Origin of the sequence: Cellulomonas wangleii, assembly GCF_018388445.1 — a bacterium.
GTDB lineage: Bacteria > Actinomycetota > Actinomycetes > Actinomycetales > Cellulomonadaceae > Cellulomonas > Cellulomonas wangleii.
This window is the reverse complement of the sequence record NZ_CP074405.1, coordinates 1536534-1562718: the sequence shown is the minus strand read 5'-3', so window position 1 is coordinate 1562718 and position 26185 is coordinate 1536534. Positions and strand designations below refer to the sequence as shown.

The window sequence follows — 26185 nt, the reverse complement described above, 5'->3', positions numbered from 1 at the left end:
CGCGGGAGGGCGGCGGCAGGTGGCCCCGGGCGGGCGGTCACGGGCCTGCGCTCACGGGCTGCGGTCACGGGCGGGTCGTCACAGGCCGGCGGTGACCTCGGTGAGAGCCTCGTCGAGCACGGCCAGCCCCTGACGCGCCTCGTCGGGGGTGACCACGCACGGCGGCACGACGTGCACCCGGTTGTCGGCCACGAACGGCAGCAGCCCGCGGGCCAGGCACGCCGCCTTGACCGCGGCGACGACCGAGGCGGGCACCGGGGCGCGCGTCGCGCGGTCGGCGACCAGCTCCACGGCCCAGAACACGCCGGTGCCGCGCACCTCCCCCACCAGGGGCTGCCGTGCGGCGATCGCGGCCAGGCCCGGACCGAGCACCTCGCGCCCGACGGCCTCGGCGTTCTCCACCACCCCCTCGTCGGCCATCGCCCCGAGCGTCGCGACGACCGCCGCCATGGCCAGCGGGTGGCCCGAGTACGTCAGGCCGCCCGGGAACACCCGGTCGTCGAATCCTGCGGCGATCTCGTCGGAGATGAGCACGCCCCCGGCGGGCACGTAGCCGGAGTTCACGCCCTTGGCGAAGGTCACCAGGTCGGGGACGACGTCGTGCCGGTCGAACGCGAACCACGCCCCCGTGCGCCCGAACCCTGCCATCACCTCGTCGAGGATCAGCACGATGCCGTACCGGTCGGCCACCTCGCGCACCCCCGCGAGGTACCCGGGCGGCGGCACGAGGACGCCGGCCGTCCCGGGCACCGTCTCCAGCAGGATCGCGGCGATCGACTCCGGCCCCTCGCACTGCACCACGCGCTCCAGGTGCCGCAGCGCACGCTCGCACTCCTCCTGCGGGGTGCTCGCCCAGAACTCCGAGCGGTACAGGTACGGCCCGAACACGTGGACGTGGCCGGTGGCGTACTCGTTGGGCACGCGCCGCCAGTCGCCCGTCGCCACCACGGCCGCGCCGGTGTTGCCGTGGTACGAGCGGTAGTGCGAGACCACCTTGGGGCGCCCGGTGTGCAGACGGGCCAGGCGGATCGCGTTCTCGTTGGCGTCCGCGCCGCCGTTGGTGAAGAAGACCTTGGTGAACCGGTCGGGCGCGTGCCCGAGGACGGCCTCGGCCGCCTGCCCCCGGACGAGGTGGGCCGTCGACGGCGCGACGGTCGTCAGCTGGGCGGCCTGCGCCCGGATCGCCTCGACCACACGCGGGTGCTGGTGCCCGATGTTGGTGTTGACGAGCTGGCTGGAGAAGTCGAGGTACGTGTGGCCCGCGTGGTCCCAGACCGTGGAGCCGCGCCCCCCGGCCACGACGAACGGGGCGACGTGCGCCTGCGCGGACCACGAGTGGAAGACGTGCGCGCGGTCCAGCGCGACGGCGCGCGCGTCCAGGTCCGGGACGTCGGCCCGCAGGGGTGCTGCCATCGTCGTGCCTCCTCGGGGTACGGGTGGTGCACCGCAGGCTACGGGCGGGTGCGTGCCGCAGGGCACGGGCGTGTGCGCGCCGCGCCGTCCCCGGGGCGGCGCCGCGACCGACGCCCCGGGGACCGCCGGATGCCCCTCAGCTGCCGCCCTCCTGCAGCTCGACGTCGACGGGCTCGAAGTCGGCGCCGGTCACGTCGACACCCTCGTCACGCAGCTCCGTCAGCGCCTGCTCGACGTACGTGCCGTCGTGCGCGGTGCTCGGCGGCTCGGCCGTGATGAGGGCCGCACCCGTCTCGTTGTGGGTCTCCAGGGCGAGCCGGACCGTGCGGTCCCAGGCCTCGGGGTCGATGCGACCGATCCCGGCGGTCGACGGCCAGATGAGCTTGTTGACCTCGTTCGTCATCCACAGCTGGTGCGACGTGCCGAGCGTGGAGCCGGCGGCCGTGACCACGTCCGCCGCCTCCTGCGGGTTGTCCCGGGCGTACACCCAGCCCCGGATCGTCGCCTTGAGGAACCGGACCGTCGTGTCCTGGTACTCCTCGTCGTCCGCGAGACGCCTCGCGTCCGCCCAGACGGCGTCCTGCAGCATCGCGACACCCTCGTCGTTCCAGTCGATGACCGTGAAGTCGTCGGGCGTGTACAGCTCGCCGGTGTCGGGGTCCACGGTCTCCAGCAGCTGGGCGTACTCGTTGTACGTCATCGCCTGGGCGGCGTCGATGTCGCCGCTGAGCAGGCCGACCATGTCGAACGCCTGGGTCACGAGCTCGAAGTCCTCGACCCCCGCCTGGTCGAGACCGGCGAACAGCTCCCACTCGTTGCCGTAGCCCCACGACCCGATGCGCTTGCCCTCCAGGTCCGCCACGGACGAGATGCCGGCGTCCGCGAACGCCACCTGCAGGGTCGCCGAGCGCTCGAAGACCTGCGCCACGTTCGTGACCTGCGCGCCCTGCTCGATCGACCCCAGCACCTTGGGGACCCACGCGATCGCGTAGTCGACCTCGCCGGCGGCCAGCGCGTCCTGCGGCACGACGTCGCCGCCCGACGGGAGGATCTCGACCTCCAGACCCTCGTCGGCGTAGTAGCCCTGGTCCAGCGCGGCGTAGTACCCGGCGAACTGCGCCTGCGTCAGCCACTGCAGCTGCAGCCGCACGGGCGTCAGGTCGTCACCGGCGTCCGAGCCGCCCCCCGACGCCTCCGCCCCGTCCGTGCTCGAGCAGGCGGCGAGCAGCAGGCCCGCCGCCGCGGCGGCCGTGACCGCCGCCCACCGGCGCGTCGTCGTCCTCATGTGAACTCCCTCGGATGGTGCGCACCGGCGCGGCGCGCGTGCGGGAACAGCGGTCGGGTCGTCCTGGCGGCGTCGGCAGGAGGACGTGCCGGGGCCGGGCCTCATGCGCCGGCCCGACGGTTCACCAGGTGCTCGGCCGTCGCGGTGACGGCGTAGAACGCCAGGCCGACGGCGACGCCGCCGAGCACGTACGCCCACGCCTGCGCGTAGTGCGAGCCCGCGGCGGCGGTCGTGATGAACGACCCGATGCCGGAGCGCGGCCCGCCGAAGTACTCCGCGACGATCGCCGAGATCACCGCGAGCGACGCCGCCATGCGCAGGCCGGTGAACACGAAGGGCACCGCGGTGGGCAGCGTCACCGTGGCGGCGGCCTGCACGGGGCCCGCCGCCAGCGCCCGCATGAGGTCGCGGTGCACCGGGCGCACCTGGCGCAGGCCGCGCAGCGTCGTGACGTGCACGGGCACGAGCACCGCGAGGGCGGCCACGATGACGCGGGCCTGCTCCGAGCCGGCGCCGTACATCGCGTACAGCACGGGGGCGAGCGCCACGACGGGCACGACCGACAGGGCCGCCACCACCGGCTCCGCGAGCAGGTCGACGAGCCGCACGACCGCGGCCACGACCGCCCCGAGCACCCCGAGCACGGCACCCAGGAGCAGACCCAGGGCCGCGTTGCGCCCGGTGACGAGCGCCGCCGAGGAGATGGGGCCGGCGTACGTGACCGCCTGCTCGGCGATGGCGGCGGGTCCGGGCAGCACGAACGCGGGCACCTCGCCGAGCACCACGACCGCGTGCCAGGCCGCCACGAGCGCGACGAGCAGGACGAGCGGGGGCAGGACCTGCCGCGCTGGGCCGAGCGCCCTCGCTGCCCGGGCACCGGGCACCCCGCTCACCGGACCTCCGCCCCGCGACCCGCCGCGGTGCCGCGCAGCGCGTCGCGCACCGCCGCGACGGTCCCGAAGAACGCGGGGTCCGTGCGCAGGTCGTCCCCCGCGTCGTCGTGGGGCCCGGAGCCGGGCGTGGCGGCACCCGCGCGGTCGAGCACCACCGGGACCACCGCCTGCACCCGCCCGGGACGCGGTGACATCACCACGACGCGGTCGGACAGGAACACCGCCTCGGGGATCGAGTGGGTGACGAAGACCACCGCGGCCCGCGTCTCGGCGCAGATCCGCAGCAGCTGCGCCTGCAGGTGCTCGCGCGTCATCTCGTCGAGCGCGCCGAAGGGCTCGTCCATCAGCAGCAGCGACGGCTCGTCGGCCAGCGCGCGGGCGATGGCGACGCGCTGCTGCATGCCCCCGGAGAGCTGGTCGGGGTGGTGGTCAGCGAACTCCGCGAGGTCCACGAGAGCCAGCAGCTCGTCGGCCCGTTCGCGACGCCCGGCCCGCCCGGTACCCGCGAGCGCGAGCGGCAGCTCGACGTTGGCCCGCACCGTGCGCCACGGCAGCAACCCGGCCTGCTGGAACGCGATCCCGTAGTCCCGCCCCAGGCGCGCCTCGCGCGCGCTGCGGCCGAACACCCGCACGGTGCCGGACGTCGGCTCGTCGAGGTCGGCGACGAGCCGCAGCAGCGTGGACTTGCCGCACCCGGACGGCCCGATCAGGGAGACGAACTCCCCGGCGGCCACGCGCAGGTCGACGTCCTGCAGGGCGACCACCTCGCCCGTCCGCCCGCCGAACACGCGCGTCACGCCCTCGACGTCGACCGCCGCGGCCCGGCGCGGTCCCGTGTCCGGCGGCACGGCGGGCTGCTCGCGCACGGCGCTCACGCGCTCACCTCCGCACGCCGGTACCGGCGCAGCGCGCGGCCCAGCAGGGCCACCAGCGCGGCGGTCGACAGCCCGAGCAGCACCGCGCCGAGGATCGGCGCCCACGGCTTGGGCGGGTCGCTCGCCGCGAAGTTCGCGAACTCCAGGACCATGCGGCCCAGCCCGCCGGGCAGGCCGGTCGCCACCTCGGCTACCACGGTGCCCACCACGGCGTTGGCGGCGGCCAGCCGCAGCGCCGGCAGCAGGTGCGGCACCGCGGCCGGCAACCGCAGCCGCAGCAGCGTCGCGCCCCACCCGGCGCCGTAGGCGCGCATGAGCTCCACGTGGATGGTGTCGGGCGACTGCAGCCCTCGCAGCAGGCCGACGGCGACCGGGAAGAACGCCAGGTAGCTCGCGATGACGGCCACCGACATCCACGGCTCCCACTCCAGGGCGCCGACGGCGAGCCGGGACCCCCACGAGCGCACCAGCGGCGCGAGCGCGACCAGCGGGACCGTCTGCGAGAGGACCACCAGCGGCAGCACGGCCCGCTCGGCCAGGGTCACGCGCTGCATCGCCAGGGCGAGGACCGCACCCACCAGGACGCCGATCGTCCACCCGACGACGGCGACGCCGAGACTCGCGCCCGCGGCCCGCAGCACGGCCAGCCACAGCGGGTCCGCGCCCGTGCCGCCCGAGACGGGCTCGAGGAGCCGCGCGAGGGTCTGCCAGGTGTGCGGCATGGCCAGGTCGGTGGTCCGCGGCAGCAGCCTCGTCTCCCCCAGCGCCCACCCCTGCTCGGGGCCGAGCCACTTGTACGCCTCCCACACGGTGACCAGGACGAGCACGGCGAGCACCGCGGCCAGGGGACGCGCCCGCGTCAGGCGCTGCACGGCGCCGACCCCGGGGGACGCGGCGACGGGACGGGCCGTGCCCGGCACCACCGCCGGCGGTGCGGTGGTCGCGCTCACGGCGTCACCGCTGCCGCGCTGGGTGCCGGCGCGGTGGGTACCGTCGCGGGCGCGGTCGCGACGACGGGCTCGGCCAGCGCGGGGATCACGCGCTCGCCGTACAGCCGCAGCGTCTCCTCCTTGTTGTCGTGCTGGAGGTACACCGCGAACTGGTCGCACCCGAGCGCCTCGAGCTCCCGCAGCCGCTCGACGTGCTCGTGCGGGGACCCCAGCACGCAGAAGCGCTCGACGATCTCGTCCGGGACGAACGCCGCGTGGGTGTTCCCGGGGCGCCCGTGGGCGTTGTAGTCGTAGCCCTCCCGTTCGCGGACGTAGTCCGTCAGCGCCCGCGGGATCGCCGAGTCCGTGCCGTACCTGCGCACGATGTCGGCGACGTGGTTGCCGACCATCCCGCCGAACCACCGGCACTGCTCGCGCATGTGCGCCCGCGCCGCGGGCGAGGCCCCGTCGCCGACGTAGGCGGGGGCGGCCACGCAGATCCGCACGTCGTCGGGGTCGCGGCCCGCCGCCTCGGCGGAGTCGCGCACGGCGCGGATCATCCAGCGCGCGATGTCGGGGTCGGCGAGCTGCAGGACGTACCCGTCGCCCACCTCCCCCGCGAGCCGCAGCGCCTGCGGCCCGTAGGCCGCGACCCACACGTCGAGCGTCGAGCCCCGGGACCACGGGAACCGGACCGTGCGCTCACCGAGGTCCACAGGGCGGGAGTTCGCCAGCTCCCGGATCACGTGGACCGCCTCGCGCAGCGTCGCCAGGTCCGACGGCCGGCCGTTGAGCGTGCGCACCGCGGAGTCGCCGCGCCCGATGCCGCAGACGGTGCGGTTGCCGTACATCTCGTTGAGCGTGGCGAACAGCGAGGCCAGCACCGTCCAGTCCCGCGTGGCCGGGTTGGTGACCATCGGCCCGACCACCACCCGGCGGGTAGCGGCCAGGACGGCGGAGTAGATGACGAAGGGCTCCTGCCACAGCAGGTGGGAGTCGAAGGTCCACACGTGCGAGAAGCCGTGGGTCTCCGCCTGCCGCGCCAGGTCGACCGTGCGCCAGGCGGGCGGGTCGGTCTGCAGGACGACGCCGAGGTCCATGCCGGTCCCCTCTCAGACCAGGTACTGCGACAGGTCGCGGCGCAGGTAGCGGCCGTGGCCGGGGCGGCCGTGGTACCCGTCGGCGTCCACGAGCACCTCACCGCGGGACAGGACGACGTCCACGTGCCCGTCGACCTCGAACCCCTCCCAGGCGGAGTGGTCCATGCTCATGTGGTGCGTCGCGCCGACGCCGATGGACGTGTGCCCGGCCGGGTCGTAGACGACCAGGTCGGCGTCCGCGCCCGGCGCGACCACCCCCTTGCGGCCGTACAGGCCGAACATCCGCGCGGGAGTGGTCGACGTGATCTCGACCCAGCGCTCGAGGGTGATCTCGCCGGTCACCACGCCCTGGTACATGAGGTCCATCCGGTGCTCCACGGACCCGATGCCGTTCGGTATGGCGCGGAAGTCGCCGAGGCCGAGCTCCTTCTGACCCTTCATGCAGAACGGGCAGTGGTCGGTCGAGACCATCTGCAGGTCGTTGGTGCGCAGGGCCTGCCACATGTGGTCCTGGTGGCCCTCCGCGCGGCTGCGCAGCGGCGTCGAGCACACCCACTTGGCACCCTCGAAGCCCGGGGCGCCGAGCTGCTCCTCGAGCGAGAGGTACAGGTACTGCGGGCACGTCTCGCCGAAGACGTTGCGGCCGGCGTCCCGGGCCCACGCGAGCTGCTGGACGGCCTGCTTGGCGGAGACGTGCACCACGTACAGCGGCGCCTGCGTGACGTCGGCCAGCATGATCGCGCGGTGCGTCGCCTCCTCCTCGAGCTGCCACGCCCGCGCGACGCCGTGGAAGTAGGGGGCCGTGCGGCCCTGCTCGACGAGCTGGGCCGCGAGCACGTCGATCGCCGGGCCGTTCTCGGCGTGCATCATCGTCAGCAGCCCGAGCTCGGCGGCCTTCTGCATCGCGCGCAGGATCTGGGCGTCGTCGGAGTGGAACACCCCCGGGTAGGCCATGAAGAGCTTGTAGCTGGTGATGCCCTCGTCGACGAGCGTCTCCATCGCCTTCAGGGCGTCGTCGTCCACGCCGCCGACGATCTGGTGGAACGCGTAGTCGACCGCGCAGCGCCCGGCGGCCTTGGCGTGCCAGGCGGCCAGCCCGTCCTGCACGCGCTCACCGGCGCGCTGGACCGCGAAGTCGATGATCGTCGTCGTCCCGCCCCAGGCGGCCGCGCGGGTGCCGGTCTCGAAGGTGTCCGACGCCGCCGTCCCGCCGAACGGCAGCTCCATGTGGGTGTGGGCGTCCACGCCGCCGGGCACCACGTACTTGCCGGTGGCGTCGACGACGCGGTCGACGGACGCGGCGAGGTCGTGGCCCAGCAGCGTGGAACCGGGGGCCAGGACGGCGGCGATCCGCTCACCGTCGACGAGCACGTCGGCCGCGGACCGGCCGGTGGCCGTCACGACGGTGCCGCCGCGCAGCAGCGTGGTGGTCATGGCAGTCCTTCCGCCGTGGGGTCAGGGGGCGACGATCGGGCCGTACGCGTCGGGGCGGCGGTCGCGGAAGAACTGCCACCGCTCGCGCACCTCGCGCACCTGCTCGAGGTCCAGGTCCCGGACCAGCAGCTGGTTCTCGCGCGACGAGCCGACCTCCCCCACGTACGCCCCGTCGGGTCCCACGGCGTAGGACGAGCCGTAGAACTCGACCGCCTCGTCGCCGTACTCGTTGTCCTCGCGCCCGACCCGGTTGTTGGCGACGACGAAGTACCCGTTCGCCACGGCGGCCGCCGGCTGCTCGATCTCCCACAGCCGGTTGGAGATGCCGGGGGCGGTGGCGTTGGGGTTGAAGACGATCTGCGCCCCGTGCAGCGCCAGGACGCGCCACCCCTCGGGGAAGTGCCGGTCGTAGCAGATGTTCACGCCGATGCGGCCGGCCGCGGTGTCGAAGACCGGGTACCCGAGGTTGCCGGGGCGGAAGTAGAACTTCTCCCAGAACTTGGGCAGGTGCGGGATGTGGTGCTTGCGGTACCGGCCGAGCACGGTCCCGTCGGCGTCGATGACGACCGCGGTGTTGTACAGGACGCCGGGCTGGTCCTCCTCGTAGATCGGCAGCACCACGACGATCCCGAGGGACGCCGCCAGCGCGGCGAACCGCTCGGTCGTGGGCCCCGGCACCGGTTCGGCGTAGTCGTAGTACGCCGTGTCCTGCGTGATGCCGAAGTACGGGCCGTAGAACAGCTCCTGGAACGCGATGACCTGCGCCCCGGCGGACGCGGCCTCACGGGTCCACGCCTCGTGCAGCTGGATCATCGACTCCTTGTCGCCGGTCCAGGTGGCCTGGGTGAAGGCGACGCGCACGACGGTCATGGGTCCTCCGGGGTCACGGCGGGGCGGTCCGGCGACGACGGTGGGGCTGCGTCGCGTGGAACGTGACTGTCGACCTTGGACATTTCTGCGGCGTCACCGGGCCTTTGCCGCGGCGGAACTTCCCGGCCCGGTCCGTGAACATCCGTCGCCGCGCGGTCGATGAGGGTCCGCTCATCCCCCGGACACGCGGCCGCAACACCCGCGCGCGACGATGCGCCCATGTCACCGCAGGAGCTGGCGGACCTCGTCACCGACCGCACCCCGCGCGGGATCGCCGCGACGATCGCCCGCCTCGTCCACACCGGCGACCTGCTGCCGGGGCACCGGCTGCCCACGGTGCGCCAGCTCGCCCTGGCCCTCGGCGTCAGCCCTGCCACCGTCGGGTCGGCGTGGCAGTCGCTCGCGTCGGCAGGGCTGGTCGTGTCGCGCGGCCGCGCCGGCACGTCCGTGCTGCCGGAACCTGCCGGGCGGCTGCCCCCGCGGTACCGGGACCTGGCCGACGGGCCGGCGGCACGCCTCCACCTGGCCGGCGGGACGCCGGACCCCGCCCTGCTGCCGGACCTCGCCCCCGCGCTCGCCCGGGTCGCACTGCGGGCGCCCACCCTGGCGACGAGCGGCTACCTGGACGACCCGGTGGTGCCGGAGCTCGAACGGCTGCTGCGGGCGTCGTGGCCCTTCCTCGCCCAGCGCCTCACCGTCGTCGACGGCGCCGTGGACGCGATCAGCCGGGTGCTCGAGCAGGTCTCACGGTTCGGCGACCGCGTCGCGGTCGAGGACCCCGGCTTCCCGCCGGTGCTCGACCTGCTCGACCACCTGGGGCTCGAGCGGGTCGCAGTGGCGCTCGACTCCCACGGCCCCCGCCCCGACGCCCTGGCCGAGGCCGTGCGCGCCGGGGTGCGGGTGGTGCTGCTGCAGCCGCGCGCGCAGAACCCCACCGGGGTGTCCACCTCGCCCACCCGGGTGCGGGAGCTGGCCGCGGTCCTGCGCCCGGCCGCGTCCCGGCTGTGGGTCGTGGAGGACGACCACTCCGGGGAGATCGCGTCGTCGCGCGACGTGAGCCTGGGCCCGCTGCTGGCCGACCGCGTGGTGCACGTGCGCTCGTACTCCAAGTCGCACGGCCCGGACCTGCGGATCGCCGCCGTCGGCGGCCCGGCCCTCGTGCTCGACGGGCTCGTGGCCCGGCGCATGCTCGGCCCGGGCTGGACGAGTCGCCTGCTGCAGCACGTGCTGGCCGACCTGCTGACCGACGCCCAGGCCGTGGAGGCCGTGGCTCACGCGCGCCGGGTCTACCACGGACGACGCCGTGCGCTGAGCGCCGCCCTGGCGCACCACGGCGTGCACGTGCCGCCCGGCGACGGCATCAACGTCTGGATCCCGGTGCACGACGAGCAGACGGCCCTGGCCCGCCTGGAGGCCGCGGGCGTGCGGGTCGCACGCGGGCGGCCGTTCTTCTCCGTCCCGCCGGGGCCGCACGGGTTCGTGCGGGTGAGCGTCGGCGCGCTGCGCAGCCAGGACGTCGAGGCGGTCGCCGCCGCGCTGGCCGCGGCGGCCGCTCCCTGACGCCGGCGGCCCGCCACGCCGGCGTGGGACGGGCCGTACCGCGAGACGGGCGTGCGGCGACACCGTGCGCCCGGCCGCCCGAATGGTTTCGGCCCTGGCCGCGCCGCGAGCGGGGCCGCCATGGTGAACGTCACCACCGTGTGAGGGGAGCCACGTCATGACCAGGACGCGCAGCAGGACCGCCGCATGGCTGGGGGTGGTGGCGCTGGTCGCGGGGGGTGCGGTCGCCACGCTCGGCACCGCCGCCCAGGCCCAGACGATCACGAACATCGCCTACGCCCAGGCCGATCCGGCCGGCAGCCGCGGCCACCTGCTCGACCTGTACGTGCCGGACGGCCCCGGGCCCTGGCCGCTCGTCGTGTGGTCCACCGGGTCGGCGTGGACGTCCGACGACGGCAAGTCCGGTGCGGCGGCCATCGCCCAGCAGCTGAACCCCCGCGGCATCGCGGTGGCCGGGGTCAGCGTGCGGTCCAGCTCGCAGGCGAAGTTCCCGGCCCAGGTGCACGACGTCAAGGCCGCGATCCGGTACCTGCGCGCCTACGCCGACCGGTACCGCCTGGACCCGGACCGCTTCGCCTCCATGGGCGACTCCTCGGGCGGCTGGGTGGCCGCGATGGCTGCGCTGACCGGCGGTGTCGAGTCGCTCGAGGGGCAGGTCGGCCTCTACGGCGTCTCGAGCGCCGTGCAGGCGGGCGTCGACTTCTTCGGGCCCACCGACTTCCAGCGGCTCAGGGAGCAGGACCCCGGCGGCTTCATCGACCACGACAGCCCGAGCGCCCCGGAGGCCCAGCTCCTGGGCTGCGCGATCCCCACCTGCCGCGACAAGGCGCAGCAGGCCAACCCCCTGGCGTACGTCGACGCGCAGGACCCCCCGATGCTCCTGCTGCACGGGCTCAGCGACAACGTGGTGCCCCACGCGCAGACCCAGATCCTCTACGACGCGCTCAAGGCCGCGTGCGTCGACACCCGGTTCTTCTCCGTGCCCGGCGCCGGCCACAGCCACACCGACGTCACGAGCGCCTCGCGCTACGGGCAGCAGACCGTCCGCACGGTCGAGGGCTGCCGGGAGACCGTCACGCAGGGCACCCCGAACCCGAGCTGGGACACCATCGCCGCGTTCCTGAAGGACGCGTGGGGGGACGCCGGACCGGGGCCCACGCCCTCGGTGACGCCCTCGGTGACCCCGTCGGTCACGCCGTCGGTCACGCCCACGCCGTCGGTGACACCCTCGGTGACCCCCACACCGTCGGTGACGCCCTCCGTGACCCCCACCCCGGGTACCGGCACCGGCTGCACCGCGACCTACCGGCTCGCCAACAGCTGGCCCGGCGGGTTCGTCGCGGACGTCACGGTGACGGCCGGCAGCGCCCCGGTCACGGGGTGGCGCGTCACCGTCACCCTCGCCACGGGGGCCGGCGCGACGCAGGTGTGGAACGGCCAGTCGACCGGCGGGTCGGCGTTCACGGTGACGAACGCCCCCTGGAACGGGCGGGTCGACGCCGGCGGGAGCACGACGTTCGGCTTCCAGGGCACCGGGAACGGTGCGGGCGCACGGGTGACCTGCTCGGCCGCCTGACCTCCCGCGAGCCACCGGCGCGAGCCGACCACGAGCGGTGTGCGTGACACGTCACGCACACCGCTCGTGGCGTGGGCGCACGGTTGCGGGGGCGGTTGCGCGGGTGGCGGCCGGAGCGCCTAGGCTTGCCCGTCGGAACCCGACCGTCGCTCTGGTCGGGTCGCACCGCCCCGTGCTGGGACGGTCCTCCGCGGCGCGACGTGCGCCCGTCCCCCTCCCTCCCGTGCCCGACGGCGTGCGCGGCAGCGACCTCCCGGAGAGACCATGCCCCGCGCCCGTCGTCACCTCGTACCCGTCCCGCGCAGCGCTGCCCGCCGCGCCGGCGACTCCCCCACCCGCACGACGTCCCCGCGACGCGTGCCCCGCGCCGTGCTCGTCACCGGCGTCGCCGTCGGCGCGCTCGCCCTCGCCGCGTGCTCCACGGGCGCCCCGGCCGCGGCACCCTCGGCGACCCCGTCGGACGTGCCCACGACGTACGCCCCCGTCACCCTGGACAACTGCGGGACCGAGGTCACGTTCGACGCCCCGCCGCAGCGCGTCGTGACCATCAAGTCGTCGACGACCGAGATGATGCTGGCGCTCGGCCTGGCCGACGCGCTGGTCGGCACCGCGTTCGCCGACGGGCCCGTCCCGGAGCAGTGGGCCGCGGACGTCGCCGACGTCCCGGTCCTCTCGGACAAGGTGCCCGGCCAGGAGGCCCTGCTCGAGGCCGAGCCCGACCTGGTCTACGCCGGCTGGGAGTCCAACCTCAGCGCGGACGGCGCGGGCGAGCGCTCGACGCTCGACGCGCTGGGCATCGCGACGTACGTGTCGCCCAGCGCGTGCAAGGACCCCGCGTACCAGCCGGACCCGCTGACGTTCGACGACGTCCTGGGCGAGATCCGCGAGGTCGGTGAGGTGTTCGGGGTCCCCGAGGCCGCGCGGGAGGTCGTCGCCGCGCAGCAGGCGACGCTCGACGCGATCGAGCCGGTGGACGGCGCCACCGCGGTGTGGTGGTCGTCCGGCACGGACACGCCCTTCGTGGGCGCCGGGATCGGTGCACCGCAGATGCTGCTGGAGACCGCGGGGCTCACCAACGTGTTCGCGGACGTCGACGACACCTGGACGTCGGTCGGCTGGGAGCAGGTCGTGGCGGCGGACCCGGACGTGCTGGTGCTCGTGGACTCCGCGTGGAACTCCGCGCAGAAGAAGAGGGACTTCCTCGCGGCGCACCCGGCGGCCTCCCAGCTCACCGCGGTGCGCGAGCAGCGGTACGTCGTGGTCCCGTTCGCCGCGTCCGAGGCCGGCGTGCGCAACGCCCGGGCCGCCTCCGACATCGCGGACGCGGTGCGGGCGCTCGACGCCGGCACGCCGGCCGCCACGAGCGAGGGCTGACCTGCACCGATGCTGAACCGACGCCTCCGTCCCCCGCGCAGCGAGCCGCCCGCCGGCCCTCTGCTCGCGGGCGACGCCACCGGGCGGGCCCCGCTGCGCCCACCGCTGGCGCTGCTCGTCGCCGTGGGGTCGGCGGCGCTGGTCGTGACGCTGCTGGTCGCCGTGACCATCGGCCCCGCGGACGTCGCTGTGGGCGAGGTGGTCCGCTCGGTGCTCGCGCACCTGGGACTGCGCGCGCCCGACGTGCCGCGCCTGCACGATGCGATCGTCTGGGACCTGCGCCTGCCGCGGGTCCTCACGGCGGCCGCCGTCGGCGCGGGCCTGGCGGTCGCCGGGGCGGTGATGCAGTCGATGACGCGCAACCCGCTGGCGGACCCGTACCTGCTGGGGCTCTCGTCGGGGGCGTCGCTGGGCGCCGTGGCGGTGCTGGTGCTGGGCGTAGGGCTGCTGCTGCCGGTCGCGGCGTTCGTCGGGGCGCTGGCGGCGCTGGTCGCGACGCTCACGCTGGCCCGCACGGGCGGCACGCTCACCCCGACGCGCGCCGTCCTCGCCGGTCTGGCGATCTCCCAGCTCGCGGCCGCGGCGACGTCGTTCGTCATCTTCTGGACCGCCACCGGTGACTCGTACCGCGAGATCCTCTCGTGGCTCATGGGGTCGCTGGCGGGGGCCACGTGGTCGTCGGTCGCGATCGCCGGCGGTGCGCTGGTCGTGGTCGGCACGGTCGTGCTGGTCACGGCGGGACGGCTCGACGCGTTCACCTTCGGCGACACCGCGGCCGCCGCGCTGGGCGTGGCCGTGGAGCGCACCCGGTGGGCGATGATGACGCTCGTCGCCGTGCTCACGGGGGCGATGGTCGCGGTGTCGGGCGCCATCGGGTTCGTCGGCCTGGTGCTGCCGCACGCGGTGTCGGTGGTGACGGGCCCCTCGCACCGCCGGCTGCTGCCCGTCGCGGGCCTGGCCGGTGCGGTCCTGCTGGTCTGGGCGGACACCCTGGCGCGCACGGTGTTCGACCCGCGCGAGCTGCCCGTGGGGATCGTGACCGCGCTCATCGGCGTACCCGTGTTCGCGGTGCTGCTGCGGCGGGGACGGGGTGGCACGTGGAGCTGACGATCGCCGGCGTCGGGACGCGCCTGGGAGGCCGCTGGGTGCTCGACGGCGTCGACGCGACCCCGCCGCCCGGGGCGCTCACCGGGCTGCTCGGCCCCAACGGTGCGGGCAAGACGACGCTCCTGCGCCTGGTGGCGGGCCTGCTGGCGCCGGACGCCGGGGCCGTGCTGGTGACCGACCCCGGTGCGGCGGACCCCACACCGGCGGTGCCGGTCCATCGCATGGATCGGCGTGTGCGCGCGCGTCACGTGGCGCTGCTGGAGCAGGACTCCGGCGCGACGGTGCCGCTCAGCGTGCGCGAGGTCGTGGCGCTGGGCCGCATCCCCTACCGCACGCTGTGGGGCACGGACGACGACGCCGGTGCGGTGGACCGGGCGCTGGACGCCGCGTCGGCGACCCACCTGTCCGACCGGGCGTGGTCGACGCTGTCGGGCGGTGAGCGTCAGCGCGTGCACATCGCCCGGGCGCTCGCCCAGGAGCCGCGGCTCCTGCTGCTCGACGAGCCGACCAACCACCTCGACGTCGCCGCACAGCTCTCGATGCTCGCGTTCGTGCGTGACCTCGGGGTCACGAGCGTGGCCGCGCTGCACGACCTCAACCTCGCGGCGGCGTTCTGCGAGCACGTGATCGTGCTGTCCGCCGGTCGCCTCGCGGCGGCCGGGCCGCCGTCCGACGTCCTGACCCCCGCGCTGCTGCGGGCCGTCTACGGCGTCGACGCCGAGGTCCTGACGCACCCAGGCACGGGCCGTCCCGTCATCGCGCTCACGGCGCCGGCCGGCACGTCCCCGCAGGCCAGGGACCCGCGGCCTGCCGGGGCGTAGGACCCGCGCTCCACGACGTGCTCCCCGCGCCGGGATCGCGACCTTGCTTGCCAGCGGCTCACTGCCAGCACATAGGGTCGAATCCGGTGGCGGTCGAGGTGGACCGCCCCCAATCCTCGGAGGCACAGGCATGAAGGCGACAACCCGTGGGCATACCCACGCACACCCCCGCACAGCGGCACTGGCAGCGGTCGCCGCGACCGTCGCTGTCGTCGTCGCCCTGGCGTCGAACGCCCAGGCCGCGGCCGTCCCGGTGCCGCTCGCCACGGCCGGGAGCTTCGCGATCCTCGCCGGTTCCGGCATCACGAACACCGGACCCACCACGGTTGCGGGTGAAATCGGCACGTTCCCCACGCCGGCCATCTCCGGGGCGGGCTCGATCACGCAGACCGGGGCGACCCACGCCGCGGACGAGGTCGCGGAGCGGGCCAAGAGTGACCTCGTGACCGCGTACGACGACGCCGCGGGGCAGGGTCCCGTGCTCGCGGCACCCGTCGAGCTCGGTGGGCTGACGCTGACGTCGGGGGTGTACTCCTCGGGCGGCGAGCTGGGGATCACGGGCACCCTGACGCTGGACGGCGAGGGCGACCCGAACGCGGTGTTCGTCTTCCAGACGCCGTCGACGCTGATCACCGCGACGGACAGCGCGGTCGAGCTGATCGGTGGCGCCCAGGCCTGCAACGTCTACTGGCAGGTGGGCAGCTCTGCGACGCTCGGCGTCCGGAGCGCTTTCACCGGCACGATCCTGGCGCTGACCTCCATCACGCTCACCACCGGGGCGACGGTCGACGGCCGGGTCCTCGCCCGCAACGGCGCGGTCACGCTGGACTCCAACACCATCACCCGTCCGCTGTGCACGTCGCCGAGCCCGAGCGCCTCGCCGAGCACGAGCACGAGCGCCTCTCCGACGCCCGGTGCGACACCCGGCCCGAGCACCGCCCCCGTCCCGGGTGGCGACCAGACCACCGCTCCCGACGCAGGTTCCGGCGACGGCCCCGACGCGGGATCGGGCGACGACCCCGGCGCGGGATCGGGCGACGGGCCCGGCGCGGGATCGGGTGAGGACGCAGCCTCCTCCCCGCAGGTCGGCCGTGTGCCGATCGGGGGTGTCGCGACCGGCGACGGCAGCAGCATCGACGCCGGGTCGACCGGGAACGCTCTCCACGGCGCCGCACTGCTCGGCGGTGCCGTCGTCGCCGGGGCGGCCGGACTGCGTGCCCGTCGTCGGCTGCCCGCCGCGTGACGGGACGGACGGGTGCGATCGCCTGGGCGGTCGCACTCGTCCTGACGACCGCCGCGTGCAGCTCCGCGCCGGCCGCGGCGCCGAAGGCCCCTGACCCGGCCACCCCCGCGACGGCCCCGGCGGTCACCGCGGTGCCCGCGACGGCTCCGGCCCGGACGGCCGGGCCGGTCAGGATGGCGGCCTCCGCCCCCGTGCGCCTGCAGATCCCCGCGATCGGCGTCGACTCCGAGCTGATGAGGCTGGGCCTGCAGGACGACGGCACCCTGGAGGTTCCCCCGGCAGGCTTCCCCGCCGGGTGGTACGACGGCGCGCCGACACCCGGTGAGCTCGGGCCCGCGGTCATCGCCGGCCATGTCGACTGGGCCTCCGGCCCCGGGGTGTTCTACGAGCTCGCGAACCTCGCCGCGGGGGACGAGATCCGGGTCACCCGCACGGACGGAACGGTCCCGGTGTTCCAGGTCACGGCTGTCGAGGAGCACCCGAAGGACCATTTCCCGACGGACGCGGTCTACGGCGACATCGACCACGCCGGGCTCCGCCTCATCACCTGCGGCGGCGAGTGGGACCGGGCCGTCCGGCACTACGAGGCGAACGTGGTCGTCTTCGCGGAGCTGGTCCGACCCGGCTGAGCGCCCGGGACGGTGCGACCACCCTGCCGCGCGGGCACGCCGTCGACGTCGACGAACCGGTCCCGCAGCTCCCCCACCGTCCACGCCGGGTGCACCGGCACGACGCGGGCGTGCGTCGTGGAGACGATCGGGTCGGTGAGCCGCCGGTCGCTGTGCGGCCCGCGCCCGACGGTCGTCGTGCCGCGCGGCAGGTGCAAGGCGAGCGTCACCTGACCGGTCACGACCGTGCCGGCCACGCGCCCGGCCCGGGCGGACGGGCCGATGTCCGGTTCGTCCGGAACCGGACGGCGAGCCGGTCTCGCGCCCGCGTGACCACGCCCGCCACGATGGGCTCATGACGCCACCGACGCCGACCGACGACGCGTCGACGGACGGCTCGGTCGCCGACCTCCGGGCGTGGGACCGGTCGGCGCGCGCCTACGCCGCCACCGTGGGCGGCCCCGACGACTCGTTCTGGCGGCGGTTCGAACCGTTCCTGGACCGCTGGCTGCCGACCGGCCGACCGCACGTGCTCGACCTCGGCTGCGGACACGGGTGGCTCGCCGGGCTGCTCGCCGAGCGCGGGGCGCACGTCGTCGGCGTGGACGGCAGCGCCGAGCTCGTGGCACGGGCGCGGACCGACCACCCGACGCTGAGGTTCGAGGTCGCCGACCTCACCGCGGGCGTCCCGAACGGGGCAACCGGCCCCTTCGACGCCGTGGTGAGCCACATGGTCCTCATGGACGTGCCGGTCCTCGACCGCCTGCTGGCCGACGTCGCCTCGCTCCTGACGGACGACGGGGTGCTGATCGCCACCCTCCTGCACCCCGCGTTCTTCCACCAGCAGCCCGTGTACGACGACGAGCGGCACCGGCGCGTCACGGGCTACCTGGAGCACGAGGAGCGGTGGATCGACACGTTCGGCGGCCACCGCCACTACCACCGGCCGCTCACCTGGTACGTCCAGCAGCTCCGTGCCGCCGGCCTGGTTCTCGTCGACCTGGACGAGCCGCCGTCGCTCCCCGCCCGCCGTGTCCCCGAGCACGGGTGGACCGACGACGAGCGCTGGTTCGCGACCATCCCCACCATGCTGTCGCTCGCCGCCCGCCGCGGCTGAGGCCGCTGCGTGGACAATGGCGTCATGGCCGACAGACTCTGGATGACGGGCGACGCCGCCGCCGACCGCCTGCTCGACGACGACCCGTTCGCGCTGCTCGTCGGGATGCTCCTCGACCAGCAGGTGCCCATGGAGACCGCGTTCGCCGGGCCGGCGAAGATCGCCGACCGGATGGCCGGCTGGGACGTGCACCGCATCGCCGAGGCGGACCCCGACGAGTTCACCGCGCTGTGCGCGACGCCGCCCGCGGTGCACCGGTACCCCGGGTCCATGGCGGGCCGCATCCAGGCCGTCGCGCGGGCCGTCGTGGAGGAGTACGACGGCGACGTGACGCGCATCTGGACCGACGGCGACCCCGACGGCCCGACGGTGCTGCGCCGCCTCAAGGCGCTGCCCGGCTTCGGTGACCAGAAGGCGCGGATCTTCCTCGCACTGCTGGGCAAGCAGCGCGGCGTGCAGCCCGCGGGGTGGCGCGAGGCCGCGGGTGCGTACGGCGACGACGAGTTCCGGTCGATCGCGGACGTCCGCGACGCCGCGTCGCTCGGGAGGGTCCGCGAGACCAAGCGCGCCGCCAAGGCCGCGGCGAAGGCCGCTCGCTGACCTCGCCGCCCTTCCGGACGGCGGGCCCCCGGCCGGGCCTCCGTCGCGCGACGGAGGCCCGGGCCGTCCCCGAGACCGACGCGCCGGCACCTACGGGCACGTGACGATGAGCCCATGACGACGCCGCCTCCCGCCGTGCTGCCCCACGCCGCACCGGTGACGCTCCCGCCGCCGCCCCGCCCCCGTGTCGGGCCCGTCCCGGTCGCGAGCCGGGCCGTCGCCCCCGACGTCGCGCGCGGGCTCGCGCTGCTGGGCATCGCGATCGCCAACGCCGTGGTGCACCTCGCAGGCGGTGCCGTGGGCCTGGGCCTGCGGCCCGTCGACTCCTCGACGCTGGACCGCACCGTCGACGGCGTGGTGTCGCTCCTCGTCGACCGGCGCACGATGCCGATGTTCGCGCTGCTGTACGGCTACGGCATCGGTGTCGTCGTGCGCCGCCGGGCGGCCGCGTGGGTGCCGTGGCCCGCGTGCCGCGCGGACCTGCTGCGCCGCGCCGCGCTGCTCGTCGCCTTCGGCGTGGCGCACGTCCTGCTGCTGTTCGAGGGCGACATCCTCGGCGCCTACGGGCTGACCGGCCTGCTGGCGGTGGCGTTCGTCCGGGCGTCCGACCGCGCGCTGCTCGTCACGTCCGCGACCGTGCTGGTCGCCTCCGGGGTCGTCGGTGGCGCGATGAACGGCGCGATCGTGCTCCAGGAGGTCTTCCTGGGCGAGCCGTTCGTCATCCCCGTCGAGGAGTCGCCCCTGGCGGCGCTGGCGACGCGGGCACTCAGCGGACTGTTCGGCGCACCGTTGGGCGCCTTCATCGCGCTGCCGCTCGTGCTCCTGGGCATGTGGGGTGCGCGTCGCTCGGTCCTCGAGCGTCCGGCCGACCACGTCCGGCTGCTGCGCCGCACGGCGGTCGTGGGGCTGGCCGTCAGCGTGGTCGGTGCCGTGCCGTTCGCCACGGCGGTCGCGCGGCTGCGCGACCCGTCCACGGGCGACGCGATCGGGTCGGCGATCCTGCACGAGGTCACCGGCGCCGCCGGTGGCGTCGCGTTCGCCGCGCTGGTGGGCTGGGTCGTCGCCGCCCGCGGCACGACGACCGCCATGCTCGGGCCCGTCGGCCGCGCGCTGCGGGCCGTCGGCACCCGGTCGCTGACGTGCTACCTGCTGCAGTCGGTGCTCTTCGTGCTCCCGCTCGCCGCGTGGGCCGGAGGGCTCGGACGGGACATGGGCTCGGCGCAGGTGGTCGCGTGGGCCGTCGGCGTGTGGCTCGTCACCGTCGCGGTCGCGGTCGCTCTCGAGGCCGCGGGGCGGCGCGGGCCGGCGGAGTGGCTGTACCGCAGGCTCGTGTACGGCCGGAGCACGGCGTCCCCGAGCGCGGCGGTCACGGACGGGCAGCCGGCCCCCGAGGCCCGGCCCCTGTCCGGATGACGTCCTCTCGGTCCGCGAGGCGCACGTCCGATCGCGGCAGGGCTGCGGGTGCAGGTCACGAGGACCGACGCGCCTGAGGCCCGGTACGGCCGTCCGCCTCGTCGTCCGGGCCCGCCGCGGCCTCCAGCAGCGTCAGCAGCCACCCCGGCCCGGCGACGCGCGCGCCGCCCAGCCGCGCGCGCAGGCCCCGGTCCGCCGTCACCACGAGCGCGCGGGACCCGGCCGCCGACGCCCGCTCGACGACCTCGGTGTCACCGTCGTGCGGTGCGAGGTGGACGACGAGGCCCGGGACGTCCGGGGCCGACGCACCGCGCGCCCCGCCCTCCAGCACGACGTCGACGAGCACCACCCGCAGGCGGCCGCCGTCAGGGCCCACGACGGGCGCCCCGACGAGCCGCGCCAGCTGGCCGAGCAGCCGGGTCGCCGCGCCGGCGCGGTCCCGCCACCAGCCGTCCGGGCGCGAGCCCACGACGTTCGCGGCGTCGACGACGAGCACGACCTCGTCGGCCACGGGCCCGGTCATCGTCCCGGCCGCTCGAGCGCGTCCTTCCACCCCTGGGCGTACGCCTCGGCCGACCCCTGGTGGAACATGTCGTCCGGGCCGGTGCGCACCAGCACGCGCGCACCCGGCCCGTCGTCGTCGGTCACGACGTGACCGACACCGCGCACGACGGCAACAGGCCGCCCCGACGCCTTGCCCTTGACGAGCTCGGCGGCGCTCGCGATCTCGTCGGCGACGGCCGCGACGGTCATGGTCAGCGGCCGGCCGAACGTGTCGAGCTGCCCGCGCAGGTCGTCGAGCACGTCGACGCCCGCCGCACCGATGGCGAGGTCCGTGACGCCCTGCCGCCAGGGCCGACCCGCCGTGTCGGTGACGAGCACCCCGAGGCGCACGCCGAACGCCGCGACCAGCCCGGCCCGCAGCGCCCGGGCCGACGCGTCGGGGTCGGCCGGCAGCAGCAGCACGGTGCCCTCCGGCGTGTTCGACGCGTCGACGCCCGCCGCGGCCATCACCAGGCCGAGCCGGTTCTCGACGATCCGGGTGACGCCCCCGGCGTGCTCGCGGGTCGCCACGACCCGCAGGGTCTCGTCCGTGATGGCCTGCTCGCGGTCGTCGGCGGCGACCACGCGCCCCTCCGCCTTGGAGACGACCTTGCTGGTGACCACCACGACGTCACCGTCGGCGAGCGCGTGCCCGGGCTCGTCGACCGCGTCGGCGCGCAGCGCCGCCACGAGCAGCGCGACGAGGTCGTCGCCCGGGACGACCTCCGGGACGCCGTCGGGCGCCCAGACGCGCAGCTCGCCCGCGCTCACCGCGACAGCTTCGGCAGCACGTCGCGACCGAAGACCTCGATCCACTCGCGCTGGTTGCGGCCGACGTTGTGCAGGTAGATGCGGTCGAACCCGAGGTCCACGTACTTCTGGATCTCGGCGCGGTGCACGTCGGGGTCGGCGGAGATCACCATGCGGCCGGCGAAGTCCTCGGGACGCACCAGCTTGGCCATCTGCTCGAGGTCGAACGGGGAGCGGATGTCGGCCTTGGGGAACTTCATGCCGCCGTTGGGCCACTCGTGCATCGCGTTGGCGAGCGCCTGCTCGTCCGTCTCGGCCCACGACATGTGGAGCTGGAGGACCTTCGGCATCGCGTCCGGGTCCTTGCCCGCCTCGCGAGCGCCCTCGGCGAACTTGCCGAACAGGCCGCTGATCTTCTCCAGCGGCGCACCGACGGTGATGATCCCGTCCGCGTGCTTCCCGGTGCGCTTGGCGGTGACCGGGCCGGCGGTGGCGACGAGGATCTCCGGGGCGACCTCGGGCATGGTCCACAGGCGCGTCGACTCGAGCTTGTAGAACGGACCGGCGTGCTTGACGTCCTTGCCCGCCAGCGAGGCCGCGAAGAGCTTCTTGATGATGTCGATCGCCTCGAACATCCGGTTGATGCGCTCGGGCGCCTCGGGCCAGTAGCCCGCCACGACGTGCTCGTTCAGCGCCTCGCCGGAGCCCAGACCCAGCCAGTGCCGGCCGGGGTACATCGCGGCGAGCGTCGCCGACGCCTGCGCGACCATCGCGGGGTGCCAGCGGAACGTCGGCGCCGTCACGCCGGGGCCCATGTCCCCCGTCGTGCGCTCCCCGACGGCCGTGAGCACGTTCCAGACGAACGAGGACTGCCCCTGCGCGGGCACCCACGGCTGGAAGTGGTCGGCGGCCATGACGCCGGAGAACCCGTGCTGCTCGGCGTACGCGGACAGCTCCACCGCCTCACGCGGGTGGAACTGCTCCAGCATCGCCGCGTACCCGATCGTCAGCCCTGCCACCTGGTGCGCCTCCTGGTGCTCGTCCCCTGTGCCGTCGAGCCTAGCCCGCACCCGGTGGTCCGCCGCGGGGTGCACGACGGGCTCAGCGGGCGCAGCGGGCTCAGCGCACGACGAGTGCCGGGTGCCGCGGGTCGTCCACCCGCACCACCACGTCCGCGACGTCCTGCGGGGCGACCTCCTGCTCGTACCGCGCGAACGCGGGCAGCATCCAGGCGTCCTGCGGGCCCAGCCGCCGCGCCAGCGTCGCCGGGCGCACGGTGAGGTGGACGGTCAGCTCGGCGTCGAGCCACCTGCCGAGCAGCAGCTCGCCGTCCACGACGAGCACGGCCCCCGGTGGCGCCTGCCGGCGTGCCGCCCGGGTGGCGCGGTCCCGCACCGCGTCCCACAACGAGGGCAGGTACGTGCCGTCGGCGGCGAACGGGTCGAGCACCTCGCGCGCGAGCGCGCCCACGTCCAGCCGGTCCTCGAGGTACGCGTCCGGGTCCTGCCGGCCGTGCTCGTACCGCAGCGACGCGGGCCGCAGGAAGTCGTCGGCGTGCACGCGGACGACCGGCCGACCCGCGGCCCGCAGCGCGTCGACGAGCGCGTCGGCCGGGTCCTGCGGGCGCAGCGGCGCGGCCCCGTCGAGGAGCACGCGGCACCGACCGGGGACCGCGGCCGCGAGGTCGGCCACGTGCGCGACCAGCGCCCCGGGCGTCGTCGGCCGCACCCGCGCGGGCACGGCGCTCACGTCCGAACCGTTTCGGCCGTGCGCCCTGCCCTGGCGCGACTCGTCCGGATCGGGCAGATTCGTCCCAGCGTCGGCGATTGGAACCCCATGACTCGCACCCGTCCTGCCCTCGTCCTGGTCCTGGTGGCGGCGCTGGCCGTGACCCTCGCACCCGCGGCGACGGCCGCCCCCGTGGCCCCGCACGCGGTGGCCACCGACACCACCGCCCCGACACCACCGTCCGGCCTGCGGACCAGCGAGCTGAGCTGCACCGCCGTGCGGCTCACGTGGTCCGCGTCGAGCGACGACGTGGGCGTCGTGGCGTACGACGTCTACCACGACGGGCAGCACATGACGACCGTCGCGGGCACCACCACGCAGGCGCTCCTCACCCTCGTGCCCGGCGTCACCTGGGGCCTGTACGTCAACGCCCGGGACGCCGCGGGCAACGTGTCGCAGGCGAGCGGCACGCTCGACCTGCGCGTGCCGGCGTGCCAGGTCGACACCACCGCGCCGACCGCGCCGTCGGGCGTCGCCGTGCGGGCCACGGGCACCACGGTCACGGTCACGTGGCAGGCCGCGACCGACGCCGTCGGCGTCACCGCCTACGACATCCTGCGCAACGGCTCCGTGGTCGGCAGCACCTCCGGCTCGGTCCTCACGTTCGTCGACTCGGGGCTGCGCGAGCGCTACACCTACGCGTACCGCGTCCGGGCGCGCGACCAGGCCGGCAACCGGTCCCCCAACTCCGACGCCGTGCGCGTCACCACGGGCGGCACCTGCACGGACGCCATCTGCTCCGTCACCCAGGTGGCCACCGAGCGAGACCTGCCGTGGGGGCTGGTCGAGCTGCCGGACGGCTCGGTGCTCTACGGGCGGCGCGACACGTTCCAGGTGGTGCGGCTGGACCCCGCGACGGGCGCGACCCGCGTCGTCGGCACGGTGCCCGGGGTCGCCGGCACGGACGGTGAGGGCGGGCTGCTGGGCCTGGAGGTCGCCGACGACTTCACGACGTCGCCCTGGCTGTACGTCATGCACACCACGACCACCGACAACCGGGTCGTGCGCATCCGCTACTCCGACGGCGCGCTGTCCGGTACGCCGCAGGTGCTGGTCAGCGGCATCCCGCGCAACAAGTACCACAACGGCGGGCGGCTGCGGTTCGGGCCCGACGGCATGCTCTACGTCGCGACCGGCGACGGGCAGAACCCGCAGTGGGCGCAGGACACGTCGAACCTGGCGGGCAAGGTGCTGCGGATCGCACCCGACGGGTCGGTCCCCGCCGACAACCCGTTCGGCAACGCGGTGTGGAGCTACGGGCACCGCAACCCGCAGGGCCTGGCGTTCGACGCCCAGGGCCGGCTGTGGCAGCAGGAGTTCGGCAACTCCGTGATGGACGAGACCAACGTGGTGGTCCGCGGCGGCAACTACGGGTGGCCGCAGTGCGAGGGCACCAGCGGCGACTGCTCCGGTCCCGGGCTCGTCGCGCCGCGCCTCACCCTGCCCGTGGCGTCCGCGTCGTGCAGCGGTCTGGCCGTGACGGGGAACTCGCTGTGGATCGCGTGCCTGCGCGGCACCCGCCTGTACCGCGCGACGATCACGGCGGACGGGCAGCTCACGGACCTGCGGACCCTGCTGTCGGGGACCTACGGCCGGCTGCGCACGGTCGAGCCGTCGGCCGACGGCTCGCTGTGGCTGACGACGAGCACGCGCGGTGACAAGGACTCCGTCGCGAACAACAGCAACGAGCGGATCCTGCGGGTCCGGCCCGGCGGATGACGCCCGCCGGGCGGCCGGCTCAGCCGGGCCCGGACGTCGCCTGCACGTCGACGGCCGGCGGCGGGGCCGCGCCCCGCCGCACGTCACGGTCCGCCCCGGCGCGCACCAGCGCGACACCGGCGACCACCAGGACCGCACCGAGCCCCTGCACGACCAGCGGCTGCTCGCCCAGCAGCACCCAGGCCAGCAGCACGGCCAGCAGCACCTCCGACAGCGCGAGGAACGACGCGAGCCGCTCCCCCAGCAACCGCACCGACACGGCCGACACCCCGTACGCGAACGCCGTGGGCACCGCGGCCACCACGAGCAGCGGGACCGCCCAGTGCATCCGGGTCCCCAGCACCTCGACGCGGACGTCGGGCGCCTCGACCGGCAGCACGCCGACGGCCGCCAGCAGCCCCACGACGGCCGCGCCCACGGCCATCGCGGCCCCCGCCAGGCTCACGGGCGGCAGCGTGACGGGTCGCGCGGTGAGGGCGAAGTACGCGGCGTTGCCGACCGCCGCCCCGGCGGCGAACAGCAGGCCGAGCGGATCGAGCCGCAGGGTGCCGGTGAGGTCGAGCACGAGGACGAGCCCGCCCATGGCCAGTGCGGCACCCGCCAGGGTCGCCGGGGCGGGTGCGCGCCGCGTGCGCACCCACGACCAGAGCACCAGGAGCAGCGGGCCGGTGTACTCGACGAGCAGCGCGACCGCGACCGGCAGCCGGTCGACCGCGAGGAAGTACAGCGTCGACGCCCCGGCGACGCCCAGCAGGCCGAGCCCGACGACGGTGGCCCAGTCGGCACGCAGCGCGACCCAGCGACCCCGTAGCGCCCACAGCGCCGGGCCGGCCAGGAGCAGCGCGCCCACGGTGAGCCGGACGACGATGGCGGCTCCGGGGCTCCAGCCCGCCGCCAGCAGCGGCTTGACCACCGGCCCGCTGGTGGCGAACGCGAGGGCGGCGACGAGCCCCGTGACGATCCCGATGCTGCGCGTGCCGGAGCCCTGCACCGTGCCTCCCGCTGGTCGGCCCGCAGGCTCCTCGGAGGGTCACGCTAGCCGCGGCCGACGACCCGGTCGAGAGCGTGGTGCGGGCGGGGTGCGGCCGGCGCACCGCGAGGCACCCCCACGCCTTGGTTGACGGTTCAACTTCGCGTAGCCTGACCGACCACGCCCCCGACCGACCA

25 protein-coding genes are annotated in these 26185 nt (G+C 75.3%); 11 read left to right on the top strand and 14 right to left on the bottom strand.

The window, feature by feature from the left end; all coding sequences use genetic code 11:
* Positions 1-78: 78 nt before the first annotated feature.
* The 8 genes from KG103_RS07260 to KG103_RS07225 form a co-directional block, all read right to left on the bottom strand.
* On the bottom strand, positions 79-1413 hold the full coding sequence (locus KG103_RS07260) for an aspartate aminotransferase family protein (protein WP_207341457.1): 1335 nt from the start codon (positions 1411-1413) through the stop codon (positions 79-81).
* Between the two features lie 136 nt (positions 1414-1549).
* The gene (locus tag KG103_RS07255; RefSeq protein WP_207341458.1) at positions 1550-2698 is read right to left on the bottom strand and encodes an ABC transporter substrate-binding protein; all 1149 of its coding nucleotides are present in this window, start codon (positions 2696-2698) and stop codon (positions 1550-1552) included.
* 101 nt (positions 2699-2799) lie between these two features.
* Positions 2800-3591, bottom strand: coding sequence for an ABC transporter permease (locus KG103_RS07250; protein WP_249670839.1), 792 nt, complete (start codon positions 3589-3591; stop codon positions 2800-2802).
* Positions 3588-4466 carry an ABC transporter ATP-binding protein gene (locus KG103_RS07245; RefSeq protein WP_207341459.1) on the bottom strand — a complete coding sequence of 293 codons (879 nt, stop codon included), beginning with the start codon at positions 4464-4466 and terminating at the stop codon, positions 3588-3590. The genes KG103_RS07250 and KG103_RS07245 overlap by 4 nt, the downstream gene beginning before the upstream one ends.
* A complete protein-coding gene (locus KG103_RS07240; RefSeq protein WP_249670838.1) occupies positions 4463-5416 on the bottom strand; it encodes an ABC transporter permease in 954 nt (317 codons plus the stop codon). Before KG103_RS07240 ends, KG103_RS07245 begins: the two co-directional genes overlap by 4 nt.
* Positions 5413-6495, bottom strand: a complete 1083-nt coding sequence (locus KG103_RS07235; RefSeq protein WP_207341460.1) for a TIGR03842 family LLM class F420-dependent oxidoreductase — start codon at positions 6493-6495, stop codon at positions 5413-5415. The genes KG103_RS07240 and KG103_RS07235 overlap by 4 nt, the downstream gene beginning before the upstream one ends.
* A 12-nt stretch (positions 6496-6507) precedes the next feature.
* Entirely contained in the window at positions 6508-7929 is a 1422-nt protein-coding gene (hydA, locus tag KG103_RS07230) for a dihydropyrimidinase (protein ID WP_207341461.1), read from the bottom strand.
* 21 nt (positions 7930-7950) lie between these two features.
* Entirely contained in the window at positions 7951-8799 is an 849-nt protein-coding gene (locus tag KG103_RS07225) for a nitrilase-related carbon-nitrogen hydrolase (RefSeq protein WP_207341462.1), read from the bottom strand.
* A 219-nt stretch (positions 8800-9018) separates the two neighbouring features.
* Between KG103_RS07225 and KG103_RS07220 the strand changes: the two genes are divergently transcribed.
* The 7 genes from KG103_RS07220 (at position 9019) to KG103_RS07190 (ending at position 17109) form a co-directional block, all read left to right on the top strand.
* The gene (locus tag KG103_RS07220) at positions 9019-10359 is read left to right on the top strand and encodes an aminotransferase class I/II-fold pyridoxal phosphate-dependent enzyme (protein WP_207341463.1); all 1341 of its coding nucleotides are present in this window, start codon (positions 9019-9021) and stop codon (positions 10357-10359) included.
* Positions 10360-10516: 157 nt separating this feature from the next.
* Positions 10517-11935 (top strand): cellulose binding domain-containing protein, encoded by a 1419-nt coding sequence (locus KG103_RS18815; RefSeq protein ID WP_207800461.1) that lies wholly within the window; start codon positions 10517-10519, stop codon positions 11933-11935.
* A 264-nt stretch (positions 11936-12199) separates the two neighbouring features.
* Entirely contained in the window at positions 12200-13309 is a 1110-nt protein-coding gene (locus KG103_RS07210) for a putative F420-0 ABC transporter substrate-binding protein (protein ID WP_207341464.1), read from the top strand.
* 9 nt (positions 13310-13318) lie between these two features.
* The gene (locus tag KG103_RS07205; protein WP_243656478.1) at positions 13319-14416 is read left to right on the top strand and encodes a putative F420-0 ABC transporter permease subunit; all 1098 of its coding nucleotides are present in this window, start codon (positions 13319-13321) and stop codon (positions 14414-14416) included.
* Entirely contained in the window at positions 14407-15237 is an 831-nt protein-coding gene (locus KG103_RS07200; protein WP_207341465.1) for a putative F420-0 ABC transporter ATP-binding protein, read from the top strand. The genes KG103_RS07205 and KG103_RS07200 overlap by 10 nt, the downstream gene beginning before the upstream one ends.
* A 130-nt stretch (positions 15238-15367) precedes the next feature.
* Positions 15368-16480: an ice-binding family protein gene (locus KG103_RS07195; RefSeq protein ID WP_207341466.1), complete on the top strand. Its 1113-nt coding sequence runs from the start codon at positions 15368-15370 to the stop codon at positions 16478-16480.
* The gene (locus tag KG103_RS07190) at positions 16477-17109 is read left to right on the top strand and encodes a class F sortase (protein WP_207341467.1); all 633 of its coding nucleotides are present in this window, start codon (positions 16477-16479) and stop codon (positions 17107-17109) included. The genes KG103_RS07195 and KG103_RS07190 overlap by 4 nt, the downstream gene beginning before the upstream one ends.
* Here the strand turns inward: KG103_RS07190 and KG103_RS07185 are convergent.
* Positions 17061-17330 carry an FHA domain-containing protein gene (locus tag KG103_RS07185; RefSeq protein WP_207341468.1) on the bottom strand — a complete coding sequence of 90 codons (270 nt, stop codon included), beginning with the start codon at positions 17328-17330 and terminating at the stop codon, positions 17061-17063. The genes KG103_RS07190 and KG103_RS07185 overlap by 49 nt on opposite strands.
* Before the next feature lie 113 nt (positions 17331-17443).
* On the opposite strand from KG103_RS07185, the gene KG103_RS07180 reads away from it, so the two are divergent.
* The 3 genes from KG103_RS07180 to KG103_RS07170 all read left to right on the top strand — a co-directional run bounded on the left by KG103_RS07180 (position 17444) and on the right by KG103_RS07170 (position 20218).
* Positions 17444-18205 (top strand): class I SAM-dependent methyltransferase, encoded by a 762-nt coding sequence (locus KG103_RS07180; RefSeq protein ID WP_207341469.1) that lies wholly within the window; start codon positions 17444-17446, stop codon positions 18203-18205.
* A gap of 24 nt (positions 18206-18229) precedes the next feature.
* Positions 18230-18805, top strand: a complete 576-nt coding sequence (locus KG103_RS07175; protein ID WP_207341470.1) for an HhH-GPD-type base excision DNA repair protein — start codon at positions 18230-18232, stop codon at positions 18803-18805.
* Between the two features lie 114 nt (positions 18806-18919).
* Positions 18920-20218: a DUF418 domain-containing protein gene (locus KG103_RS07170; RefSeq protein ID WP_207341471.1), complete on the top strand. Its 1299-nt coding sequence runs from the start codon at positions 18920-18922 to the stop codon at positions 20216-20218.
* 55 nt (positions 20219-20273) lie between these two features.
* Here KG103_RS07170 and KG103_RS07165 read toward each other — a convergent pair whose 3' ends face one another.
* From KG103_RS07165 to KG103_RS07150, 4 genes are all read right to left on the bottom strand, one after another.
* Entirely contained in the window at positions 20274-20741 is a 468-nt protein-coding gene (locus KG103_RS07165; RefSeq protein WP_207341472.1) for a hypothetical protein, read from the bottom strand.
* Positions 20738-21532, bottom strand: a complete 795-nt coding sequence (locus tag KG103_RS07160) for a coenzyme F420-0:L-glutamate ligase (RefSeq protein ID WP_207341473.1) — start codon at positions 21530-21532, stop codon at positions 20738-20740. Before KG103_RS07160 ends, KG103_RS07165 begins: the two co-directional genes overlap by 4 nt.
* The gene (locus tag KG103_RS07155; protein WP_207341513.1) at positions 21529-22500 is read right to left on the bottom strand and encodes a TIGR03557 family F420-dependent LLM class oxidoreductase; all 972 of its coding nucleotides are present in this window, start codon (positions 22498-22500) and stop codon (positions 21529-21531) included. Before KG103_RS07155 ends, KG103_RS07160 begins: the two co-directional genes overlap by 4 nt.
* Positions 22501-22630: 130 nt before the next feature.
* Complete coding sequence (locus KG103_RS07150; RefSeq protein WP_249670837.1) at positions 22631-23260, bottom strand: nucleoside/nucleotide kinase family protein; 630 nt, start codon at positions 23258-23260, stop codon at positions 22631-22633.
* An 87-nt stretch (positions 23261-23347) separates the two neighbouring features.
* Here KG103_RS07150 and KG103_RS07145 point away from each other — a divergent pair, with 87 nt between their 5' ends.
* Positions 23348-25018, top strand: coding sequence for a PQQ-dependent sugar dehydrogenase (locus KG103_RS07145; RefSeq protein ID WP_207341474.1), 1671 nt, complete (start codon positions 23348-23350; stop codon positions 25016-25018).
* Positions 25019-25037: 19 nt separating this feature from the next.
* Here the strand turns inward: KG103_RS07145 and KG103_RS07140 are convergent, their stop codons facing one another.
* Positions 25038-26009: an EamA family transporter gene (locus KG103_RS07140; RefSeq protein ID WP_207341475.1), complete on the bottom strand. Its 972-nt coding sequence runs from the start codon at positions 26007-26009 to the stop codon at positions 25038-25040.
* Positions 26010-26185 lie beyond the last annotated feature (176 nt).

What these genes read in the sequence shown, in the direction of transcription:
- KG103_RS07260 (WP_207341457.1), bottom strand. Translation starts at nt 1,413, where the DNA reads ATGGCAGCACCCCTGCGGGCCGACGTCCCGGACCTGGACGCGCGCGCC.
- KG103_RS07255 (WP_207341458.1), bottom strand. Translation starts at nt 2,698, where the DNA reads ATGAGGACGACGACGCGCCGGTGGGCGGCGGTCACGGCCGCCGCGGCG.
- KG103_RS07235 (WP_207341460.1), bottom strand. Translation starts at nt 6,495, where the DNA reads ATGGACCTCGGCGTCGTCCTGCAGACCGACCCGCCCGCCTGGCGCACG.
- hydA (WP_207341461.1), bottom strand. Translation starts at nt 7,929, where the DNA reads ATGACCACCACGCTGCTGCGCGGCGGCACCGTCGTGACGGCCACCGGC.
- KG103_RS07225 (WP_207341462.1), bottom strand. Translation starts at nt 8,799, where the DNA reads ATGACCGTCGTGCGCGTCGCCTTCACCCAGGCCACCTGGACCGGCGAC.
- KG103_RS07220 (WP_207341463.1), top strand. Translation starts at nt 9,019, where the DNA reads ATGTCACCGCAGGAGCTGGCGGACCTCGTCACCGACCGCACCCCGCGC.
- KG103_RS18815 (WP_207800461.1), top strand. Translation starts at nt 10,517, where the DNA reads ATGACCAGGACGCGCAGCAGGACCGCCGCATGGCTGGGGGTGGTGGCG.
- KG103_RS07210 (WP_207341464.1), top strand. Translation starts at nt 12,200, where the DNA reads ATGCCCCGCGCCCGTCGTCACCTCGTACCCGTCCCGCGCAGCGCTGCC.
- KG103_RS07205 (WP_243656478.1), top strand. Translation starts at nt 13,319, where the DNA reads ATGCTGAACCGACGCCTCCGTCCCCCGCGCAGCGAGCCGCCCGCCGGC.
- KG103_RS07195 (WP_207341466.1), top strand. Translation starts at nt 15,368, where the DNA reads ATGAAGGCGACAACCCGTGGGCATACCCACGCACACCCCCGCACAGCG.
- KG103_RS07180 (WP_207341469.1), top strand. Translation starts at nt 17,444, where the DNA reads ATGACGCCACCGACGCCGACCGACGACGCGTCGACGGACGGCTCGGTC.
- KG103_RS07175 (WP_207341470.1), top strand. Translation starts at nt 18,230, where the DNA reads ATGGCCGACAGACTCTGGATGACGGGCGACGCCGCCGCCGACCGCCTG.
- KG103_RS07170 (WP_207341471.1), top strand. Translation starts at nt 18,920, where the DNA reads ATGACGACGCCGCCTCCCGCCGTGCTGCCCCACGCCGCACCGGTGACG.
- KG103_RS07165 (WP_207341472.1), bottom strand. Translation starts at nt 20,741, where the DNA reads ATGACCGGGCCCGTGGCCGACGAGGTCGTGCTCGTCGTCGACGCCGCG.
- KG103_RS07155 (WP_207341513.1), bottom strand. Translation starts at nt 22,500, where the DNA reads ATGCTGGAGCAGTTCCACCCGCGTGAGGCGGTGGAGCTGTCCGCGTAC.
- KG103_RS07145 (WP_207341474.1), top strand. Translation starts at nt 23,348, where the DNA reads ATGACTCGCACCCGTCCTGCCCTCGTCCTGGTCCTGGTGGCGGCGCTG.